The sequence below is a fragment of the Methylomonas sp. DH-1 genome (genome assembly GCF_046097555.1).
GTDB lineage: Bacteria > Pseudomonadota > Gammaproteobacteria > Methylococcales > Methylomonadaceae > Methylomonas > Methylomonas koyamae.
This window is the reverse complement of the sequence record NZ_CP143090.1, coordinates 116,306-136,884: the sequence shown is the minus strand read 5'-3', so window position 1 is coordinate 136,884 and position 20,579 is coordinate 116,306. Positions and strand designations below refer to the sequence as shown.

Sequence of the window (20,579 nt, the reverse complement as noted above, 5' to 3'; positions counted from 1 at the left end):
TTGACAGCAATGGCACGCACGACAACATTAGATGGGGCTACTGTATTAGCGCTTCCTCATGCTGTCCTTGATGGGGTTGTTGCTCTGGACTTCGCAATAAACTCCTATATAAACAAACTTGATGCAGATACTCAAGCGTTAATGCTTGGAATGACCAAAAATCTTTCCGATTTAGCCAACGCAATTACTAATAATGTGGGTAACTCAATTGAATCAATAATTGAGGCAATGAAACAAGATATGCGAGCAGCATTTAGTGGTGGTGGCGGGGCTTTTGGTGGAGGTGGGGCGAGTGGCACATGGAATAATCCCTATGACATTAATCCTCTTACCGCCACCCAATTCACCTCCGCGACCGTCGCCACCCCACCCGTCCGCCGCGATCCCTTAGTCTTCGACCTGGACGGCGACGGCCTGGAAACCGCCGGTGTCAACACCGCCAATCCGATCTACTTCGACCACGACGCCGACGGCGTCAAAACCGCGACCGGCTGGGTTAAGTCCGACGACGCCTTCCTGGTGCTGGACAAAAACGCCAACGGCACGATAGACAGCGGTCGCGAGCTGTTCGGCGACGCGATGCTCAAAAGCAACGGTCAACTGGCCGCCGACGGCTTCGACGCGCTGCGCGATCTGGATGCCAACCTGGACGGCAAAGTCGATGCCAATGACGCCGAATTCGCCAACCTGCGCCTGTGGCGCGACCTGAATCAGGACGGCATCAGCCAAGCCAACGAACTGTTCACGCTGGGCAGCCAAAACATCGCCGCGATCAACGTCGGCAGCACCGAGCACAGCCAAATCCTCGCCAACGGTAACCAGTTGGCCGACATCGGCAGCTACGTCAAAACCGACGGCAGCAGCGGAGCTCTGGGCGAAGTCACCGGCAACCTGGGCGACATCAACCTGATCCAGGATACCTTCCACAGCCAGTTTACCGATCACCTGGATACCACCGGCTTCGAAGCGCTACCCGACATGCATGGCGCCGGCCAAGTCAGAAACCTGCGCGAAGCCGCCACCCTGTCGCCTGCACTGGCGCAATTGCTGGCCGATTTCGCCGCCGCCGACCGTACCGAACAGCAAGCCTTGCTGGACACCATCTTGAAAGCCTGGAGCGACACTAGCACCATGGCCTCCACTTTTGGCGGTGCCTACAGCGGCCACAGCCTGACAGTCAATATCCAAAACGTCGCCGCCGGCAGCGCCGCCTACAACGCCTGGGCCGACAAACTGACCATCCTGGAACACTTCAACGGCCGGACGTTCAATACCGTACCCGCCGGCACGACGGCAGCGACTATCAACCTATGGAGCGTCACCCAGGATTTGCTGCAAAGCAGTTACGACTCGTTGAAGACCTCGGTTTATCAAAGTTTGGTGTTACAAACCCGAGTCCAACCCTTGCTGGATTTGATTACGCTGAAAGTTGACAGTGACGGCGTTAGCCTGGACTTTACAGCACTGAGCGCGGAATTGGATCGTCGCACCGTCGCCGACCCGGCCAATGGTGCTGCCGACCTGGCCGAATTTACGATTCTGACCCAGGATAAACTCAAAGACACCGGCTGGCGAGGTTGGGAAAAACTGGTCGAATACGTGAACACCTACCCGATGACCCCGGAAATGCGTAGCGAGTTAGTTTTGGCCGGGGTCAAATTTGACGGCACAGTCGGAAACGATACTGTCGTAGGCGATGCCGGGAACAACAACATTTCAGGCGGGGCCGGTAACGATACGATTTATGGGGCGAATGGGGATGACAATCTTAGCGGCGGCGACAGCGAAGACGTGCTGTTGGGCGGGGCCGGCGACGACGTCTTGAGTGGCGGCAACGGCTACGACAGCCTGACCGGCGGTTTGGGCAACGACACCTTGTACGGCGGCAACCATGCCGACACCTACTACTTCAACCGCGGCGACGGTGCGGATACCATTATCGAAAGCGGCGATCCTGCGGACAGTTACCTCTATGGAGGCAATAACGACAAACTGGTGTTCGGTGCCGGCATCACTGCGGCGGATATGAGTTTTACTCAAGTCGGCAACGACTTGGTGATGGACTTGGGTGCCGGCGACCGGCTGACTTTCAAAAACTGGTATGTCTGGGTTAACTACGGCACTGGTGTATTACCGTACCAGGTCGAGAGCTTTCAATTTGCCGACGGCTCGGTGATGAGCGCGACGGCGCTGTTGAACACCAAAGGCGTCGACATGGCCGGCACCGACGGCAACGACAACATTTTGAGCGGTGCCGAGATCGACCGGATCAATGCCGGGCTGGGCAACGACACCGTTAATGCCGGGGGCGGTGATGACATCGTCAATGGCGGCGACGGCAACGACGTGTTGAACGGCCAGGACGGCAACGACAGCGTGGACGGCGGTACCGGCGACGACACGCTCAGCGGCGGCAACGGTAACGACCTGCTGTTGGGCGGTCAAGGTGCCGATGTGCTGAACGGCGATGTCGGCAACGATCGATTGGAAGGCGGTGACGGCAACGATACTTTAAATGGCGGCGACTACGAAGACACCCTGTTGGGCGGGGTCGGCGACGACGTCTTGAGTGGCGGCAACGGCTACGACAGCCTGACCGGCGGTTTGGGCAACGACACCTTGTACGGCGGTAACAACGCCGACACCTACTACTTCAACCGCGGCGACGGTGCGGATACCATTATCGAAAGCGGCGATCCTGCGGACAGTTACCTCTATGGAGGCAATAACGACAAACTGGTGTTCGGTGCCGGCATCACTGCGGCGGATATGAGTTTTACTCAAGTCGGCAACGACTTGGTGATGGACTTGGGTGCCGGCGACCGGCTGACTTTCAAAAACTGGTATGTCTGGGTTAACTACGGCACTGGTGTATTACCGTACCAGGTCGAGAGCTTTCAATTTGCCGACGGCTCGGTGATGAGCGCGACGGCGCTGTTGAACACCAAAGGCGTCGACATGGCCGGCACCGACGGCAACGACAACATTTTGAGCGGTGCCGAGATCGACCGGATCAATGCCGGGCTGGGCAACGACACCGTTAATGCCGGGGGCGGTGATGACATCGTCAATGGCGGCGACGGCAACGACGTGTTGAACGGCCAGGACGGCAACGACAGCGTGGACGGCGGTACCGGCGACGACACGCTCAGCGGCGGCAACGGTAACGACCTGCTGTTGGGCGGTCAAGGTGCCGATGTGCTGAACGGCGATGTCGGCAACGATCGATTGGAAGGCGGTGACGGCAACGATACTTTAAATGGCGGCGACTACGAAGACACCCTGTTGGGCGGGGTCGGCGACGACGTCTTGAGTGGCGGCAACGGCTACGACAGCCTGACCGGCGGTTTGGGCAACGACACCTTGTACGGCGGCAACCATGCCGACACCTACTACTTCAACCGCGGCGACGGTGCGGATACCATTATCGAAAGCGGCGATCCTGCGGACAGTTACCTCTATGGAGGCAATAACGACAAACTGGTGTTCGGTGCCGGCATCACTGCGGCGGATATGAGTTTTACTCAAGTCGGCAACGACTTGGTGATGGACTTGGGTGCCGGCGACCGGCTGACTTTCAAAAACTGGTATGTCTGGGTTAACTACGGCACTGGTGTATTACCGTACCAGGTCGAGAGCTTTCAATTTGCCGACGGCTCGGTGATGAGCGCGACGGCGCTGTTGAACACCAAAGGTGTCAATATGGGGGGTACCGACGGCAACGACATGATAAATGGAGGAGCTGAAACAAACTTTCTTTACGGTGGGCTAGGCGACGACATTATCAACGCGGGAGGTGGTAACGATTATCTGAGCGGAGACGACGGCAACGACGTGTTGAACGGCCAGGACGGCAACGACAGCGTGGACGGCGGTACCGGCGACGACACGCTCAGCGGCGGCAACGGTAACGACCTGCTGTTGGGCGGTCAAGGTGCCGATGTGCTGAACGGCGATGTCGGCAACGATCGATTGGAAGGCGGTGACGGCAACGATACTTTAAATGGCGGCGACTACGAAGACACCCTGTTGGGCGGGGTCGGCGACGACGTCTTGAGTGGCGGCAACGGCTACGACAGCCTGACCGGCGGTTTGGGCAACGACACCTTGTACGGCGGCAACCATGCCGACACCTACTACTTCAACCGCGGCGACGGTGCGGATACCATTATCGAAAGCGGCGATCCTGCGGACAGTTACCTCTATGGAGGCAATAACGACAAACTGGTGTTCGGTGCCGGCATCACTGCGGCGGATATGAGTTTTACTCAAGTCGGCAACGACTTGGTGATGGACTTGGGTGCCGGCGACCGGCTGACTTTCAAAAACTGGTATGTCTGGGTTAACTACGGCACTGGTGTATTACCGTACCAGGTCGAGAGCTTTCAATTTGCCGACGGCTCGGTGATGAGCGCGACGGCGCTGTTGAACACCAAAGGCGTCGACATGGCCGGCACCGACGGCAACGACAACATTTTGAGCGGTGCCGAGATCGACCGGATCAATGCCGGGCTGGGCAACGACACCGTTAATGCCGGGGGCGGTGATGACATCGTCAATGGCGGCGACGGCAACGACGTGTTGAACGGCCAGGACGGCAACGACAGCGTGGACGGCGGTACCGGCGACGACACGCTCAGCGGCGGCAACGGTAACGACCTGCTGTTGGGCGGTCAAGGTGCCGATGTGCTGAACGGCGATGTCGGCAACGATCGATTGGAAGGCGGTGACGGCAACGATACTTTAAATGGCGGCGACTACGAAGACACCCTGTTGGGCGGGGTCGGCGACGACGTCTTGAGTGGCGGCAACGGCTACGACAGCCTGACCGGCGGTTTGGGCAACGACACCTTGTACGGCGGTAACAACGCCGACACCTACTACTTCAACCGCGGCGACGGTGCGGATACCATTATCGAAAGCGGCGATCCTGCGGACAGTTACCTCTATGGAGGCAATAACGACAAACTGGTGTTCGGTGCCGGCATCACTGCGGCGGATATGAGTTTTACTCAAGTCGGCAACGACTTGGTGATGGACTTGGGTGCCGGCGACCGGCTGACTTTCAAAAACTGGTATGTCTGGGTTAACTACGGCACTGGTGTATTACCGTACCAGGTCGAGAGCTTTCAATTTGCCGACGGCTCGGTGATGAGCGCGACGGCGCTGTTGAACACCAAAGGCGTCGACATGGCCGGCACCGACGGCAACGACAACATTTTGAGCGGTGCCGAGATCGACCGGATCAATGCCGGGCTGGGCAACGACACCGTTAATGCCGGGGGCGGTGATGACATCGTCAATGGCGGCGACGGCAACGACGTGTTGAACGGCCAGGACGGCAACGACAGCGTGGACGGCGGTACCGGCGACGACACGCTCAGCGGCGGCAACGGTAACGACCTGCTGTTGGGCGGTCAAGGTGCCGATGTGCTGAACGGCGATGTCGGCAACGATCGATTGGAAGGCGGTGACGGCAACGATACTTTAAATGGCGGCGACTACGAAGACACCCTGTTGGGCGGGGTCGGCGACGACGTCTTGAGTGGCGGCAACGGCTACGACAGCCTGACCGGCGGTTTGGGCAACGACACCTTGTACGGCGGCAACCATGCCGACACCTACTACTTCAACCGCGGCGACGGTGCGGATACCATTATCGAAAGCGGCGATCCTGCGGACAGTTACCTCTATGGAGGCAATAACGACAAACTGGTGTTCGGTGCCGGCATCACGGCGGCCGACCTGAGTTTCACCCAGGTTGGCAACGACTTGGTGATGGATTTGGGGGCGGGCGATCGGCTGACTTTCAAAAACTGGTATGTCTGGGTTAACTACGGCACTGGTGTATTACCGTACCAGGTCGAGAGCTTTCAATTTGCCGACGGCTCGGTGATGAGCGCGACGGCGCTGTTGAACACCAAAGGCGTCGACATGGCCGGCACCGACGGCAACGACAACATTTTGAGCGGTGCCGAGATCGACCGGATCAATGCCGGGCTGGGCAACGACACCGTTAATGCCGGGGGCGGTGATGACATCGTCAATGGCGGCGACGGCAACGACGTGTTGAACGGCCAGGACGGCAACGACAGCGTGGACGGCGGTACCGGCGACGACACGCTCAGCGGCGGCAACGGTAACGACCTGCTGTTGGGCGGTCAAGGTGCCGATGTGCTGAACGGCGATGTCGGCAACGATCGATTGGAAGGCGGTGACGGCAACGATACTTTAAATGGCGGCGACTACGAAGACACCCTGTTGGGCGGGGTCGGCGACGACGTCTTGAGTGGCGGCAACGGCTACGACAGCCTGACCGGCGGTTTGGGCAACGACACCTTGTACGGCGGCAACCATGCCGACACCTACTACTTCAACCGCGGCGACGGTGCGGATACCATTATCGAAAGCGGCGATCCTGCGGACAGTTACCTCTATGGAGGCAATAACGACAAACTGGTGTTCGGTGCCGGCATCACTGCGGCGGATATGAGTTTTACTCAAGTCGGCAACGACTTGGTGATGGACTTGGGTGCCGGCGACCGGCTGACTTTCAAAAACTGGTATGTCTGGGTTAACTACGGCACTGGTGTATTACCGTACCAGGTCGAGAGCTTTCAATTTGCCGACGGCTCGGTGATGAGCGCGACGGCGCTGTTGAACACCAAAGGCGTCGACATGGCCGGCACCGACGGCAACGACAACATTTTGAGCGGTGCCGAGATCGACCGGATCAATGCCGGGCTGGGCAACGACACCGTTAATGCCGGGGGCGGTGATGACATCGTCAATGGCGGCGACGGCAACGACGTGTTGAACGGCCAGGACGGCAACGACAGCGTGGACGGCGGTACCGGCGACGACACGCTCAGCGGCGGCAACGGTAACGACCTGCTGTTGGGCGGTCAAGGTGCCGATGTGCTGAACGGCGATGTCGGCAACGATCGATTGGAAGGCGGTGACGGCAACGATACTTTAAATGGCGGCGACTACGAAGACACCCTGTTGGGCGGGGTCGGCGACGACGTCTTGAGTGGCGGCAACGGCTACGACAGCCTGACCGGCGGTTTGGGCAACGACACCTTGTACGGCGGCAACCATGCCGACACCTACTACTTCAACCGCGGCGACGGTGCGGATACCATTATCGAAAGCGGCGATCCTGCGGACAGTTACCTCTATGGAGGCAATAACGACAAACTGGTGTTCGGTGCCGGCATCACTGCGGCGGATATGAGTTTTACTCAAGTCGGCAACGACTTGGTGATGGACTTGGGTGCCGGCGACCGGCTGACTTTCAAAAACTGGTATGTCTGGGTTAACTACGGCACTGGTGTATTACCGTACCAGGTCGAGAGCTTTCAATTTGCCGACGGCTCGGTGATGAGCGCGACGGCGCTGTTGAACACCAAAGGCGTCGACATGGCCGGCACCGACGGCAACGACAACATTTTGAGCGGTGCCGAGATCGACCGGATCAATGCCGGGCTGGGCAACGACACCGTTAATGCCGGGGGCGGTGATGACTATTTGGATGGTGGGCTTGGCATAGATACTTTGATAGGAGGTCTGGGTAACGATACCTATGTGGTCGACAATGCTGGAGATATTGTTACCGAAGGTGTAGGGGCCGGGACAGATACAGTCATTAGTAGCGTTGATTACAACTTAAATAATGTTGCCAACGTAGAGAACCTAACGTTGATCGGCTCTACCGCTACCATTGGGACAGGCAATGCCTTGGACAATCGACTCACCGGCAACGGTGCCGCCAACAGCCTCTCCGGCTTGGCCGGCAACGATACCCTTGAGGGTCTAGGCGGTGCCGATACGCTGACCGGCGGTTCCGGCAACGACACCTATGTCCTGGGCCGCGGCTACGCTACGGATACCGTCGTCGAGAACGATGCCACGGCGGGCAACACTGACATCGCGCAATTCCTGTCTGGGATCACAGCAGACCAGTTGTGGTTTGTCCATGCAGGCAACAATCTGGAAGTCAGCATTATTGGCACCTCGGATAAGTTAGTCGTTCAAGACTGGTACAACGGCAGCGCCAACCACGTCGAGCAGTTCAAAACCATGGACGGCAATTTGACGTTGCTGGACAGTCAAGTCGAGAATCTGGTGTCGGCGATGGCGGCGTTCGCACCGCCGGCTGCGGGCCAGATCACCCTGCCGACCGATTACCAAGCCGCGCTAGCGCCGGTGATTGCGGCCAATTGGCGCTAATAGACGGTATCGCGAGCCTGTCCCCGAGGCGTTTTGCCTTGGGGACGATTAGGTTTCGGGTATCGATATTGTTGCCAATTATCAGATTTCGTCTTTGTTTGGCTTATTCGACAAGCTTTAGCCGTCGAATACGCGAACGCCGATCCTTTGAGTTCATCTTTCTGGGGTGGTGATGACCGGCTTCCCGTTTCTGGCTCGCCCTTCGGCCTGTTCGATCATGTCCCGGCCCAGCAGGCCGGTGCTGGTGAACAAGCGCAAGCGGGCCGCTCGCCAGTCGGCCAGGGTGCGCAGGCGCTCCTGGCGGGCGTCGGCTAGTGCGGTCTGGGTATTCAGTAGTTCCAGAATGTCGGCGGCGCCTTTGTCGTAACGCCGCTGCGAGCTGGCGACGGCAGTTTGCGCGCTATCCAGCCAAGTCGCCGAATAGCTCAGATTCCGCAGTGCCGCTTCGGCTTCGGCGTGGGCCTTGACCACGTTCAGCAGGGTCTGCCGCTCGGTGTCGGCCAGTTCGGCCGCGCGTTGTTCGGCTTGGGCTTGAGCGCCGCGGATTTTGTAGGTACGGGCAAAGCCTTCGAACAGCGGGATGGTCAGGTTGATGCCGATGGTTTCCACCCGGGTTTGGTTTTGCGACAGGGCTTGATTGGGGTAGCCGTTTTGGTAGGCGTTCAGGCTGAAGTCCAGCGTCGGCAGGCCTTCGGACCGGGCTTGCACGATGCGCTGCTTGGCGGCTTCCCATTGGGCCTCGGCCGCGACGATGGCTGGATGGCGACGTTTGGCCTCGGCCAGCCAGATTTGCAGGTCGCGGCCGTCTTGGGCCAGCGTTTCCCCCGTTTGCTCAGGCTCGGCATTCTCCGGCAGGGTCAATACCGTTTCCGGGGCGATCCCCATGGCCTGGCGCAGTACCGCCAAGGCTTTGCGGTAATCACCGTCGGCCCGGCTGCGCCCCAATGCCGTCTTGGCCAGGGCGGTTTCGGCTTGCAGAGTATCGCTACGGCTGCTGGCCCCGCTGGCCTCGCGGCGGCGGGCGCTGGCCAGGGTTTGGCCGGCCAACGCTTCGCTTTCGGTCTTGGCCTGCCGTTGGGCATGGGCGGTTTGGGCGTCGAAATAGGCTTGAATCACGCCGTCCAGCAGGCGTTGAAACACCGCGTCCTGGTTGGCCAAGGCCTGGGTCAACAGCCAGTTGGCGGCGGCCAGATTGGCGGCACGGCCGCCGAAGTCGAACAAGCGCCAACTCAGATTGCCGTACAAGGTAAAGCCGTCGGTTTCGCTCGAAGGGAGGGGCGAGTCCGGATATTGGTAATAGCTGTTCAGATGGTTGACCGCCGCGTTCACGGTCGGCCAATAGCCGGCCTTGGCCACACCGAGATTGGCGGCCTGGATCTTGAGCTCGGCCCAGGCGGCTTGGGCTTGCGGATGGTGGCACAAGGCCAGATCCACCGCCTCGTCCAGCAGCAACGGCGCGGCAAAGTCCTTTTCGACCGGACAGACGATGCCGTGCCGGTCGCCCGGCAACACCGCGCCCTGTTCCAGCACCGGCGGCCGGGTATCGAGCGGATCGTCGAGCACATCGGGGATATTAGGTACGGCGGCCCAATCAAAACTCAGCGCCGGCACCGGTAGCAGACTCAGCGCCAAACCCAGCGTGATGACTTTGCTCGAACGGCGGGGGTGGCACGCGGTTCGCGCCGTTCCGGACTTAACGCTCACGCAAGCTTTCCCGGCCGTGCTGCAACAGTGGCGTCAGTACGTATTCGATGACCCTGCGCCGGCCGGTTTTGATGTCGGCCTGGATCGACAAGCCGGGCGACAGCGCCGCATCGTGGCCGTCGACCGCCAGCGTCACCTGGTCGAGGGCAATGCGCACGCTGTAGATCAAGCCTTTTTTCTCGTCTTGAATCGCATCGCGCGAGACATGGGCCACCCGGCCGGTGACGGTGCCGTATTTGGTATAGGGGAAGGCGTCGATCTTTACTTCGGCGCTCTGGCCTTCCTGGACGAAGCCGATGTCCTTGTTTTCCAGGCTGGCGTCCACTTCGACCGTGCTGTCTTGCGGCACGATCTGCAACAAGGGTTGAGCCGCCGCGACCACGCCGCCAACGGTGTGGGCCGCGAGTTGCAGTACGGTGCCGGACACCGGCGCGCTCAGTTTGAGCAAACGGCCATGGGCGTCGGCGCGGGCGGCGTCCTGTTCGGCGTCGCTGGCCAGTTTGCCGGCTTGGGTGTGTTCGTCGAAGGCCAGTTTGCGGGTTTCGGCGATCAGCGCCGCGCGTTGGTTTTTGGCGCTGTCGAGTTGGCCTTGCAGTTCGATGCGGGCCTGTTCTTTTTCCAGATAGGCGTGCGGGGCGACGTCGTGGGCCTCGGCCAGGGCCTGGAAGTCGCGGGCTTGTTGCGCGACCAGCGGCAGCGCCGACGCGTAGCGGGCGATATCGCCGTCCAGGCGTTGCCGCTTGGCGGTGAAGTCGCGGTACTGGCCCTCCAGATGCGCCAACGCGGCTTGGTATTTGGCCTCGGCTACTTGTTCGGGCCGAATCAAAACCGGCGGCCTGCCGCGGTCGATGGCGTCGATCAGCGCTTGGGCCCTGGCCTGTTGCAAGCGGGCTTCGACGACATTGGCTCTGGCCTTGTCGCGTTCGGCATCGAAGGCGCTGCTGTCCAGATCCAATAGCGGCTCGCTTTGGCGGACGAATTGGCCTTCGCGGACGTAAATCGCCGCGACGCTGGCGGTATCGACCGAGGCGATGGTTTTGGTGCGGGCGCTGGGGATGATCTTGCCGGCGGCGTTGACGATGATGTCCACTTCGCCGAACCAGGCCCAGGCCAGCGTCGCGGCGACCAGTGCCATCAACAACCAGGCCACGCCGCGGCCCAGTGGCGAAACCGGTTGGGCCTGCAAGGCCAGGGCGGCCGGCAGAAATTCGGCTTCGTCGTTCGAACGTGGCGGACTATCCAGTTCCCGCCGTTGCCGCCAAAAGTAACGGAAGGTGTCGCGGTAACGGCCCCACAGTTCGGCGTAGGCTTGCCAGCGGTAGCGCAGACTCATGCGCCGGCCTGCTGCAATTGGTAAAGGTGGGCGTAGATGCCGTTCGGCACTTGCAATAATTCCTGATGCCGGCCGGCCTCGGCAATCTGGCCGCGCTCCATGACCACGATACGGTTGGCATCGCGCACCGCCGACAAGCGGTGGGCGATGATCAATACGGTGCGGCCTTGGCAGATGCGGCGCATATTGTCCTGAATGACTTTTTCAGACTCGTAGTCCAAGGCGCTAGTGGCTTCGTCGAAGATCAGGATGCGCGGGTTGCTGATCAACGCCCGGGCGATGGCGATGCGTTGGCGCTGGCCGCCGGATAAACCGGTGCCGTGTTCGCCGACCAGCGTGTCGTAACCTTCCGGCAATTCGCAGATGAACTCGTGGGCGCCGGCCAGTTTGGCGGCTTCGATCACGGCTTCGAACGGCAAGGCCGGGTTGACCAAGGCGATATTGTCGCGAATCGAACGGTTGAACAGAGTATTTTCCTGCAACACCACGCCGATTTGTTGGCGTAGCGAAGCGGTGTCGATGATGCCGATGTCGTGGCCGTCGATCAACACCCGGCCGCGGTCCGGTACGAACAAGCGCTGCACCAGCTTGGTCAAGGTGCTTTTGCCGGAGCCGGAGCGACCGACGATGCCGATCACTTCGCCCGGCGCGATGCGTAAGTCGACCCCGCGAATCACGTCCGGCGCATCCGGCCGGTAACGGAACGACACCTGGTCGAACTCGATCGCGCCGGCAATCCGCGGTAGCCGGGTCTTTTGGCCCATGACTTCGCTGCGGGTATTGAGAATGTCGCCCAAGCGGCGCATCGAGATGCCGACTTGCTGAAAGTCGTTCCACAGCTGCGCCAGCCGCAAAATCGGGGCCGAGACTTGGCCGGACAACATGTTGAAGGCCACCAGCTCGCCGACGGTCAACTGACCGTCGACTACCAGCGTGGCGCCCAGCCACATGATCGCGGCGGTCACCAGTTTGCTGATCAGATTGACGCCGCCGCCGGCCAAGGTGGCGGCTTGGGTGACCGACAGGCCGGCGCTAACGTAAGCGGCCAGTTGCTTCTCCCAGTGTTGGGTCCAACGCGGTTCGACCGCCATGGCCTTGACCGTGTCGATGCCGCTGATGGTCTCCACCAAAAAAGCCTGGCTTTCGGCGCTACGGTTAAATTTCTCGTCCAATCGAGCCCGAATCACCGGGGTGAACACGACCGACAACAGGATATACAGCGGTATCGATACTACGACGATCAGGGTCAGCCAGGCGCTGTAATACAGCATCACGCCGATGAAGATCACCGAGAACAGCAAATCCAGCAACAAGGTGATGGCATTACCGGTCAGAAACGAACGGATATTCTCCAACTCGCGGACTCGGGCGACCGAATCGCCGACCCGGCGGGCTTGAAAATAGGCGGTGGGCAAGGCCAACAAATGCTTGAACAAGCGGGCGCCCAACTCCACATCGATCTTGCTGCTGGTATGAGCGAACACCCAAGTGCGGATACCGGACAAGGCGGCTTCGAACAGCATCGCTCCGATCAGGCCGATCGCGATCACGTTCAAGGTTTTCATCGCGTGGTTGACCAGCACCTTGTCCATCACCACCTGGAAAAACAACGGCGTGACCAGGCCGATCAGCTGCAACACCAGCGAAATCAACAACACTTCGCCGAACAGTTTGCGGTACTTGATCAAGGCCGGAATGAACCAGGTGAAATCGAACTGGGCCGCCTCGCCGGCATAGCTGGCCTTGGAGGTAAAAAACAACAGCTCGCCGGTCCAACTCGCCAGCAATTCGGCCAGGGTCATCACCGCCGGCGGCTCGCCGGGGCGCTGGATCAAGGCTTTGCCGCCGGCGTTGGGTGAGCCGCCATGGGTGGGCGCAGGCCCGCCTTGGTCAGGGCCGGCAGGCGCGGGCGGCCCGGCATCGTATTTGGCTAGGATGAAATAACGGCCGTCCTTGCCCAACGCGATCGCCGGCAACGGCGCTAGCGCCAAACGTTTCGGATCCTGCCGGCGCGGCTTGGCGGTCAAGCCCAAGCGTTGCGCGGCCAGTTGCAGTGCTCGGTTATCGAAGCGACAGCGCCCTTCGCGATCCGGCACCAACGCCGGCCCGAACTCGTGGCGCAAGGCGGCTTCGTCGGCGGCGACGCCGTGGAAGGCGGCCATCATCAACAACGCGGCCAGACCGGTATCCAGGTCGGCGGGGATTGGGGTGGTAGAGTTCATTTACAACGGCTGGTCGAGGCTGAAAGGTCTGTGAGTGAACCCCACCTGAACTCACTGATCAAGCGGAGTAGTCGCGAATCGAGCACTGGCATCCTTGGCAAAAGACGAATGGAATAGCGTTAAATAACTTCAAACCTCGCCGCTAACGGCAAACCCGATCGGCGAAAAGACCGGGCAAATCTAGCTTGCGATGCCGCATTTGTCTAGGGGAACCGGTCGGCAATGCGCGCGAACGCTAAGATTGAAACATCGTCAACATTTGCGCCGTGAAATAGACCATCGGCGCCAACGGCTGTTTTGGTATCGGAATGCGTGGCGGCTTTGAAGTCGGAATCGGTGGCGGGTTTGATCGGAATATGCACCATCCAGGCAAACACGTGCTCGACCCGACAACTGGTTTTGGATCGGGTGCTGTTGCCTTGTTTTTCCCGGTCGGTCAGCGGTTTGTCGCGAACCCCTTTGCGGTGAATCCGGCTTCGGTCGCTTCGGATCGATAGGCGCTGTCGGCCCAGACGTCGCGGCTGGTGTTGCCGCTATCGAGCAAGCCGTTCAGGGCTTGGGAGTCGTGGACGCTGGCATCGGTGGCGGCGTATTTGCGCACCAGCTTGTGGGCATTATCAACGTTGACGTGGTTCTTGTATGCGAACGGCTATAGTCGCTCGAAAAAACACGAAGGTATGGCTTTCGCTCATATTACTGGGTGCACACCGATACTGCCCATGATTATTTGTTGGGCATAAAAGGGGTAGCCACAGAATTCGGAAAAAATAGTACGCTAAGACTTTTCAGTGGTTCGTAGCGGCCTGAATTGCCCTTCTTCAATCTTTCGGCTCTGCCGCCAAATGTAATCACCAGTCAGATTGATGTGCTCCCAACCCAACGGCGATAGGTATTGTAGTAACGCATCGTCAACAGGCTTGTCCAATTCCCGTAGTTTTTCGATGGCCCTTTCCAGATAGACCGTATTCCATAAGACGATAGCTGCCGTGACCAAATTGAGGCCGCTGGCCCGATAGCGCTGTTGCTCGAAGCTGCGGTCGCGAATTTCACCCAAGCGATTAAAAAACACCGCTCTGGCTAAGGCATTGCGGGCCTCGCCCTTATTCAGTCCCGCATGGACACGTCGGCGCAGTTCTACGTTTTGCAACCAATCCAGAATGAACAAGGTTCGCTCGATACGGCCCAGTTCGCGCAAGGCCACAGCCAGTCCATTCTGCCGTGGGTAACTACCCAGTTTTCGCAACATCAACGACGCGGTGACAGTGCCTTGTTTGATCGATGTCGCAAGCCGTAGTATCTCGTCCCAATGCGTTTGGATGCTTTTGATATTCAAGTTGCCGCCGATCATACTCTGCAACGCTGGGTAATCTTGGCCGCTTTTTGGTATATACAGCTTGGTATCCTTCAAATCGCGAATGCGAGGTGCAAAGCGAAAGCCCAGTAAATGCATGAGCGCGAAGACATGATCGGTAAAGCCAGCGGTATCGGTGTAATGCTCTTCGATACGCAAATCCGATTCGTGATACAGCAAACCATCGAGCACATAGGTCGAATCGCGGATACCGACATTCACGACTTTGATGTGATATGGGGCGTACTGGTCGGAAATGTGGGTATAGAACAATCGGCCCGGTTCGCTGCCATACTTCGGATTGACATGACCCGAACTTTCGCCCTTGCCGCCAGCCCGAAAACGCTGGCCGTCGGAAGACGACGTCGAGCCATCGCCCCAGTTTTCGGCAAACGCATGATTGAACTGGGCATTCACTAACTCGGCTAATCCGGCGGAATAGGTTTCGTCCCGGATATGCCAAGCTTGAAGCCATGACAGTTTGGCGTAAGTTGTGCCGGGGCAAGACTCGGCCATTTTGGTGAGTCCCAGATTAATGGCGTCGGCCAAGATTGCCGATAGCAATAAAGTGCGGTCCTTAGCCGGTTCTCCATCCTTTAAATGCACAAAATATCGGCTGAAGCCGGTCCAGTCATCCACATCCATCAATAATTCGGTGATCTTGATGCGGGGCAGTAACATGCCCGCCTGGTTGATCAATTGTTGCGCGGCTTCGGGAACGACGGCCTCCAAAGGAGTGATTTTCAGCCCGGAATCGGTGATGATGGCATCGGGAAGTTCATTAGCCACTGCCAGACGATTGGCCGTGCTCAGTTGCTGTTCGAGCAACTGCAACCGATCATGCAGATATTGTTCGCAATCCGGATTGACGGCGACCGGCAATGCTTTTGCCTGTTTGAGTTCTTGGAATTTCCCGGAAGGCAACAGGTATTCGTCGAAGTCGCGAAATTGCCGGGAACCCTGTACCCAGATGTCGCCGGAACGGAGCGCGTTTTTCAGTTCGGTGAGTGCACAGATTTCATAGAAGCGACGGTCAAGCCCTTGGTCGGTATGTACCAGCGACTTCCAACGCGGCTTGATAAAAGCTGTCGGCGCATCAGTCGGCACTTTGCGATTGCCGGCACCGTTCATCGTGCGAATCACCTTAATGGCATCCAGCAGGTTCTGCGCCGCCGGTGCCGCTCGTAACGTCAGCACGTCCAGAAAATCCGGCGTATAGCGGCGGAGAGTGCTGAACTGCTCGGCAATCAAGTGTAAGTGATCGAATGCTGCGGGTTTGGCCAGTTGATCCGCTTCGATGATGCTTTGCTGGAAGTCGTCCCAGGAAATAACAGATTCGATTGCGGCGTAAGGATCGCTATCCGAATGCTTGGCATCCAATAATGCGTGGCCGATTTTTGAGAATAATCGTACCTTGTCGTTTATCGCCTTGCCCTGTTGTTGGAACTGATGTTGATGCTTGTGCTTGGCTGCGCTGAATAATTTCAGCAGGATGCGGTCATGTAGATCGATAATTTCGTCGATAATGGTAGCCGTGCTTTCCAAGGTTACAGCCACGAGCGTGGCATATCGGCGTTCGCTTTCAAACTTGCCGAGGTCCTGCGGCGTCATTTGCCCGCCTTCGCGTGCGATTTTTAATAGTCTGTTCTGATGAATATGCCGACCAATTCCGTCCGGCAAAGCAATTGCCTGAAAGGTTTTCAGCCGCTCAATATGCTCCAGCATGTAGCGGGAATTAGGCTTCAAAGGTGACTGGCGTAGCCAAACCAGCCAAGTCGTGTTGGAATCAGGCTTGATTTTCAGCAGATCGTCGAGCCGTTGTCGATGCAACGCCGTGAGCGGCTGGGCCAACGCCCGGTAGATGCTGCGATTCGCACGGGTGATAGCTTCGGCACAGGCTCGCTCAATCACGGTAAGCGTCGGTAGAATCACTTTGCGTTGGCGCAGTGCTTCCAAAGCATGAGCCGCTAACACTACACCTTTATCGGTTTGCATGGCGAGATCGGCCAGTGTTTTCACCAGAAACCGGAAATCGGATAATCCGAAGGCCGATACTCCAAGATAGCCGCGCAGTTCCTGGAAATGTTCGCGCCGCGTTTCATCGCGCTCGCCGTATTTTCGCCAAGCGCCGGGATCGGTCTTGATTTGGCCGGCGATCCAGTGGATTACCGATTCCGCTACAGTTGCATTCGCAGCTAAAGCGTAACCAGGGTAGCGCAATAGACAAAGCTGCACCGCGAAACCAAGGCGATTGGCATCGCCCCGGCGCTGTCGAATCAGAGCCCAGTCGGATTCATTGAAAGTGTAATGGCGAATCAGGTCGTCTTGAGTATCAGGCAAGGCCAGCAAACCGCCCCGTTCCGTAGCGGACAAAACCAAGCGCCTGGACATTATTACTCAGTGGTCTTCAAATATTGGTATAGAGTTTCGCGGCTAATGCCATACTCGCGGGCCAACTTGGCTTTCTGCTCGCCGGCACTGGCCCGGCTTTGTAACTCTGCTACCTGCTCAGTCGATAGTGCTTTCTTGCGCCCCCGGTAAGCGCCGCGCTGTTTGGCCAGCGCGATGCCTTCGCGCTGCCGTTCGCGGATCAGCGCCCGTTCGAACTCGGCAAACGCTCCCATGACAGAAAGCAATAAATTGGCCATCGGCGAATCTTCGCCAGTGAAAGTCAAGCATTCCTTGACGAACTCGATGCGCACGCCGCGTTTGGTTAATTGCTGAACCAAGCGCCGTAAGTCATCCAGATTTCTCGCCAAGCGGTCCATGCTATGCACGACGACCGTATCGCCTTCTCGAACAAACGCAAGTAGCTCGTCCAAGGCGGGGCGTTCGGTATCTTTGCCAGACGCCTTATCGGTAAAAACTTTACTGACCTCGACCTGTTCCAGTTGCCGTTCTGGATTTTGGTCGAACGAGCTGACTCTAATGTAACCAATCCGATGCCCTTGCAAATGAACAGCCCTCAAAAAACCAAAAGTGTCAGGATAAAATCTATAGTCTTTAGCAGCATGTGTCAATATTTGCAAAAACATACTCTATACTGACGTCAAAACAGTGCACAACCTGACATCAGGTTAGGGTATACGCCAACTGGACACCTGGTGACATAACCCAAGAGCAATACGGCTCTTGGCGTCATTACATTGATTTAACGTACGATCATTTCCGTTTCATGAGGTGCCCCCTTTAACAAACTTATTTGTGTTCAAGTAAAATTAACTTGATTATAAATTTTTCTTAGGTACACTTGTGTTCAAGTTATTTTCTTATGAATACACATGTACAAATTCAAACCGTTAAAACGAGTCATTCAAGGCAAAGCCTACAACACGGAAACATCGACGTTGATTCATGAATACATCACCGAAAGTGATCTTGAGCCAATTAATCCCTTAGCTGCTCACTATCCTTTTGTTCAGCAACTCTATCGAAATCGACTTGGGAAACTCTTCTTCGTGTTTCGTAATGAGAAGTACCAAAATCTCGCAACGGGCGAGACAAATTACCGTGACACCATAGCACCGGTTGAAATTAATCAAGCCATTCGTTGGCTGGAGAGGCATACGAATGATTTTGGAAAAATTGATGCATTAAAAGGTACGTCCGGAATAGAGAATTCAAGCGAAACATTAACGCTGCGAATGGATGACGATCTAAAGAGAAATATCGGATATGTTGCTAGCGTGGAGAATACTTCATTGAATTCATGGTGTGTCCGTAATATTAAGAATGCTCTTTTTAGATCAACACGTCTATTAAAGCCGTCGCCTTATCAATTTACTGCTGGAAAGAACAAATTACCTACATTGTCAGAGAATGGGCAACCTATAAAAAGGATGGATCAATCGCATCTTTGGCCAGTTCAAACCGAGGTAGCGGCACTTATTTATGAATTTTGTCCAAAAATGCATGATCATGAAATAACCAAATTGGTATATTTATTTAAAACCATGAAGGATGAATTACCAATTGAGTCAATACTTACTGAAGTATTCGATGATTTTATTAACTGGCTAGAATTATACAGCCGAGGAACAGCCACTGCGTGGGTAGATGACGCCTTAACAAATCCAAACGGACCAACATTCCTAACAAAGGAATGATTATTTAATTAAATCAAATATATAAATTAGGTAAAAATTACTTTCCTTCTTATGATTTTTCAATTTACCACAACCTTCCCACATCACATTAGGATTAACAATGGCATATAGATATGACAACGATCTTGAATTTCTTTCCACTATCAGCTCAGAGGATTTGAATGACTTGGTATATTGCCTTACTCACAACAAGGATGGCAGCTCAAGAATTACAGAGGAACTTACTGGGTACGATCTATATAAAAAGCACTGCCCAGATCATCAAAAATACTGGGAGTTAATCGCGGCAGAAATTCAGTGCTTCGGTGCAAATACACTAGCTACTATTTTTCGAGGTGGAAAAGGAGTTGTATATAGAGAAGTTCTTATGGATGTTTGCGACAAAATGAAAGTCAATTACAACAAAGAATCAACCACGGAAAAAATTGAAAATAATCTTTTATTGAAAATATTAACTGATGCATTGGAGAGTATGAGCCCTGAAGAACTGAAGAAACTCGCCGAGGCTGTTGGCATTGAAAATGTAAGCGCAATGAATGCTGAAGCGTTTGTTGCTCTATTTCAGGCTGTATTTCGTGCTGGGGGATTCAAGTCCTATCAGCTAACATTAATAATCGTGAATGCCGTTTTGAAAGCATTGATTGGACGTGGGCTTTCTTTTGCCGGAAATGCCGCATTAACACGAACAATGGCCATTTTAACCGGTCCCATAGGTTGGGCAATTACTGGCGTATGGACGGCTATAGACATAGCCAGTCCTGCATATAGGGTAACAATTCCTGCCGTGATACAGATTGCAGCACTTAGGCAAAAGCATTTGTATTCGAAACAGGTAGGAGAAATATCGTTTGGTTGAACAAATCTATAACTATTTTTTATAGCAAAATTTTGTTAAAAAGCTAACAAAATTCTTATAAAGAATTCGTTATATTCATCGGTGATACAAAAAATTATTGTAAAAGTTTTTCCAATTTTAGGAGTCTGTTATGAGTATTTTTGATGCCTTATGTGAATATGTTTTTGAACCCGTGGGAAACATTATTGTTGATGCAGTAGAGGGAACTGGACGTTGCATTGATTCTGTGGTCACTACCGTAGTAATTGAAGGGATAGGCGGAGGACTTGATAAAGTAATAGATATTGTTTCAGAGAACCCTGGCAAAACGGTAGCTGTTGTCGCGGCAACTGTAGCTACCGGAGGAGCGGCACTTGCATACGCTGGCCCCCTTGCCGCTACCGCAGGTGGCGCGGGACTTCTTGGTTCAGCTAGTACCGGAACAGCAATCAGTACCTTGTCTGGGGCCGCCCTTACAAATGCTTCATTGGCAGCCTTGGGTGGTGGTTCATTGGCTGCCGGAGGAGCAGGTATGGCAGGTGGAACAATGGTAGTAGCTGCTACGGGCGCTACTACTGGCGCCGTTGTCTCTGGAGGCATTGCCGCTTCTACTAGTAAAAGTTAATTCACCAGTTGTCAGAAGCCTTTCCTAAAAGGCTTCTATCCATGTAGACACGCCGCTGAAGCTTACAAAGCTAAAGAAAGAGGAATGGTGGCTTAGCGTACGATTTTTTCCGAATTCTGTGGTTACCCCCCATTGAATCAGATTAAGTGATAGACAGCAACGGGTCGGTTG

At 56.1% G+C, this 20,579-nt stretch carries 10 protein-coding genes and 1 pseudogene; 4 read left to right on the top strand and 7 right to left on the bottom strand.

Annotation, left to right across the window (positions count from 1 at the left end; all coding sequences use genetic code 11):
- Nucleotides 1–240 precede the first annotated feature (240 nt).
- Nucleotides 241–8,232 (top strand): calcium-binding protein, encoded by a 7,992-nt coding sequence (locus VXJ35_RS23180; RefSeq protein ID WP_197496110.1) that lies wholly within the window; start codon nucleotides 241–243, stop codon nucleotides 8,230–8,232.
- Nucleotides 8,233–8,385: 153 nt separating this feature from the next.
- Here VXJ35_RS23180 and VXJ35_RS23175 read toward each other — a convergent pair whose 3' ends face one another.
- The 7 genes and pseudogenes from VXJ35_RS23175 to VXJ35_RS23145 all read right to left on the bottom strand — a co-directional run bounded on the left by VXJ35_RS23175 (nucleotide 8,386) and on the right by VXJ35_RS23145 (nucleotide 17,796).
- Nucleotides 8,386–9,936 carry a TolC family protein gene (locus VXJ35_RS23175; RefSeq protein ID WP_231914932.1) on the bottom strand — a complete coding sequence of 517 codons (1,551 nt, stop codon included), beginning with the start codon at nucleotides 9,934–9,936 and terminating at the stop codon, nucleotides 8,386–8,388.
- Nucleotides 9,926–11,269, bottom strand: coding sequence for an HlyD family type I secretion periplasmic adaptor subunit (locus VXJ35_RS23170; protein WP_064023664.1), 1,344 nt, complete (start codon nucleotides 11,267–11,269; stop codon nucleotides 9,926–9,928). Before VXJ35_RS23170 ends, VXJ35_RS23175 begins: the two co-directional genes overlap by 11 nt.
- A complete protein-coding gene (locus VXJ35_RS23165; RefSeq protein ID WP_064023729.1) occupies nucleotides 11,266–13,491 on the bottom strand; it encodes a type I secretion system permease/ATPase in 2,226 nt (741 codons plus the stop codon). The genes VXJ35_RS23170 and VXJ35_RS23165 overlap by 4 nt, the downstream gene beginning before the upstream one ends.
- 203 nt (nucleotides 13,492–13,694) lie before the next feature.
- The gene (locus VXJ35_RS23160) at nucleotides 13,695–13,868 is read right to left on the bottom strand and encodes a hypothetical protein (RefSeq protein WP_157199368.1); all 174 of its coding nucleotides are present in this window, start codon (nucleotides 13,866–13,868) and stop codon (nucleotides 13,695–13,697) included.
- Nucleotides 13,863–14,137 (bottom strand): annotated as a pseudogene (locus VXJ35_RS23155) (transposase); the annotation flags it as partial. The pseudogene VXJ35_RS23155 and the gene VXJ35_RS23160, both read right to left, overlap by 6 nt.
- Before the next feature lie 129 nt (nucleotides 14,138–14,266).
- Complete coding sequence (locus tag VXJ35_RS23150; RefSeq protein ID WP_064023728.1) at nucleotides 14,267–17,233, bottom strand: Tn3 family transposase; 2,967 nt, start codon at nucleotides 17,231–17,233, stop codon at nucleotides 14,267–14,269.
- Between the two features lie 2 nt (nucleotides 17,234–17,235).
- On the bottom strand, nucleotides 17,236–17,796 hold the full coding sequence (locus VXJ35_RS23145; RefSeq protein WP_064023727.1) for a recombinase family protein: 561 nt from the start codon (nucleotides 17,794–17,796) through the stop codon (nucleotides 17,236–17,238).
- A gap of 327 nt (nucleotides 17,797–18,123) precedes the next feature.
- Here VXJ35_RS23145 and VXJ35_RS23140 point away from each other — a divergent pair, with 327 nt between their 5' ends.
- The 3 genes from VXJ35_RS23140 (at nucleotide 18,124) to VXJ35_RS23130 (ending at nucleotide 20,408) form a co-directional block, all read left to right on the top strand.
- Nucleotides 18,124–18,948, top strand: a complete 825-nt coding sequence (locus tag VXJ35_RS23140) for a hypothetical protein (protein WP_064023726.1) — start codon at nucleotides 18,124–18,126, stop codon at nucleotides 18,946–18,948.
- 100 nt (nucleotides 18,949–19,048) lie between these two features.
- Entirely contained in the window at nucleotides 19,049–19,804 is a 756-nt protein-coding gene (locus VXJ35_RS23135; RefSeq protein WP_064023725.1) for a DUF3944 domain-containing protein, read from the top strand.
- A gap of 130 nt (nucleotides 19,805–19,934) precedes the next feature.
- A complete protein-coding gene (locus tag VXJ35_RS23130) occupies nucleotides 19,935–20,408 on the top strand; it encodes a hypothetical protein (RefSeq protein ID WP_082881130.1) in 474 nt (157 codons plus the stop codon).
- The last annotated feature ends 171 nt before the right edge of the window (nucleotides 20,409–20,579 follow it).

What these genes read in the sequence shown, in the direction of transcription:
- VXJ35_RS23130 (WP_082881130.1), top strand. Translation starts at nt 19,935, where the DNA reads ATGAGTATTTTTGATGCCTTATGTGAATATGTTTTTGAACCCGTGGGA.
- VXJ35_RS23180 (WP_197496110.1), top strand. Translation starts at nt 241, where the DNA reads ATGCGAGCAGCATTTAGTGGTGGTGGCGGGGCTTTTGGTGGAGGTGGG.
- VXJ35_RS23135 (WP_064023725.1), top strand. Translation starts at nt 19,049, where the DNA reads ATGGCATATAGATATGACAACGATCTTGAATTTCTTTCCACTATCAGC.
- VXJ35_RS23150 (WP_064023728.1), bottom strand. Translation starts at nt 17,233, where the DNA reads ATGTCCAGGCGCTTGGTTTTGTCCGCTACGGAACGGGGCGGTTTGCTG.
- VXJ35_RS23170 (WP_064023664.1), bottom strand. Translation starts at nt 11,269, where the DNA reads ATGAGTCTGCGCTACCGCTGGCAAGCCTACGCCGAACTGTGGGGCCGT.
- VXJ35_RS23165 (WP_064023729.1), bottom strand. Translation starts at nt 13,491, where the DNA reads ATGAACTCTACCACCCCAATCCCCGCCGACCTGGATACCGGTCTGGCC.
- VXJ35_RS23140 (WP_064023726.1), top strand. Translation starts at nt 18,124, where the DNA reads ATGTACAAATTCAAACCGTTAAAACGAGTCATTCAAGGCAAAGCCTAC.